This is a genomic window from Nitrosopumilus sp. b1, assembly GCF_014078545.1.
Lineage (GTDB): Archaea > Thermoproteota > Nitrososphaeria > Nitrososphaerales > Nitrosopumilaceae > PXYB01.
The window spans coordinates 1-1,589 of sequence record NZ_MU078800.1; the positions used below are offsets into that span (position 1 = coordinate 1).

Annotated in this window: 2 pseudogenes; both read left to right on the forward strand. The window is 36.4% G+C overall.

Annotated features, from left to right (window positions below):
- A pseudogene (locus C6988_RS10970) lies at positions 1-408 on the forward strand (DNA-directed RNA polymerase subunit B); the annotation flags it as partial.
- A pseudogene (locus C6988_RS10975) lies at positions 408-1,589 on the forward strand (DNA-directed RNA polymerase subunit A'/A''); the annotation flags it as partial. The pseudogenes C6988_RS10970 and C6988_RS10975, both read left to right, overlap by 1 nt.

A 1,589-nucleotide genomic window follows, 5' to 3' on the forward strand; every position in this document is an offset into this window, starting at 1 on the left:
ATTGGAGTAGTATACTATCAAAAATTACACCACATGGTTTCTGACAAAATACATGCTAGAGCCAGAGGTCAAGTTCAGATGCTTACAAAACAACCTACTGAAGGAAGAGCTCGAGGTGGTGGTTTAAGATTTGGAGAAATGGAACGAGATTGTCTTATAGCATATGGTGCATCTATGATTCTAAAAGATCGTTTACTTGATGAATCTGATAAATCTGAAATTTATGTCTGTGAAAGATGTGGTCTAGTGGCTTATCATGATGTTAAACAAAGAAAATATGTTTGCAGAGTTTGTGGAGATAAGGCAAAAGTATCTTCTGTCTCTGTAGCATATGCATTCAAACTATTACTTCAAGAAATGCAAAGTCTCAATGTAGCACCAAGACTTTTGATAAAGGAGAAAGTATAATGTCGATTCAAACTGTAAAATCAATTGATGCAATAAGATTCTCTGTTTGGTCTCCAACTGAAATAAGAAAATACTCTGTTGCTGAGATTACTGCCCCTGAAACCTATGATGAAGATGGAATGCCTGTACAAGGGGGTTTAATGGATGGAAGATTGGGAACCTTGGAGCCTGGTCAAAAATGCCTCACATGCGGAAACACTGCCGCAAGATGCCCAGGGCACTTTGGACATATTGAGCTTGCAGAGCCAGTTTTACACATTGCCTTTATTGATAATATCTACAAACTTCTTTTGGGTACATGTCGCTCATGTTCTAGACTCAAAGTTCCACAAGAGGACCTTGAGGAATTAACTAAGGTGCGAAAAAGAGAAGCAGCTTATACTGTAATTTCACAAAAACGAATTCCTGAACAAATTTTAGAAAAAGCAAAAAAAGCAAAAGAATGCCCCCACTGCGGAAAAACTCAGTACGAATTAATCTTTACAAAACCAACCATATTCATTGAAAAAACTGAGATTGGTGAACACAGACTTTTACCAATTACAATTAGAGAAAGATTCTCTCAAATAATTGATGATGATTTAATCCTATTAGGATATGATCCAGCAACAGCAAGACCAGAATGGTTTATTCTACAAGCATTACCTGTGCCCCCAGTTACTGTAAGACCATCAATCATCTTAGAAACAGGAATTCGTTCTGAAGATGATTTAACACACAAGATGGTAGATATCATCAGAGTTAATCAAAGACTAAAAGAGAGTAAAGAAGCAGGAACGCCTCCATTAATTGTACAAGACTTAGTTGACCTGTTACAATATCATACTACAACATATTTTGATAATGAAGTATCTGGAATTCCACAAGCTCATCATCGTTCTGGAAGGCCACTCAAAACATTAACTCAAAGACTAAAAGGAAAAGAAGGACGATTCCGTGGATCACTTTCAGGAAAAAGAGTTGACTTTTCAAGTAGAACTGTAATTTCACCTGACCCTAATCTTGATCTTTCTGAAGTAGGTGTACCAGAAGCTGTTGCAATGAAATTAACAATTCCAGAAATTGTAACTGAATGGAACATTGAAAGAATGAAAAAACTTGTTGTAAATGGACCTGACCATTATCCTGGTGTAAACTATATTGTAAGACCTGACGGCGTAAAAATTAGATTAGACTTTGTA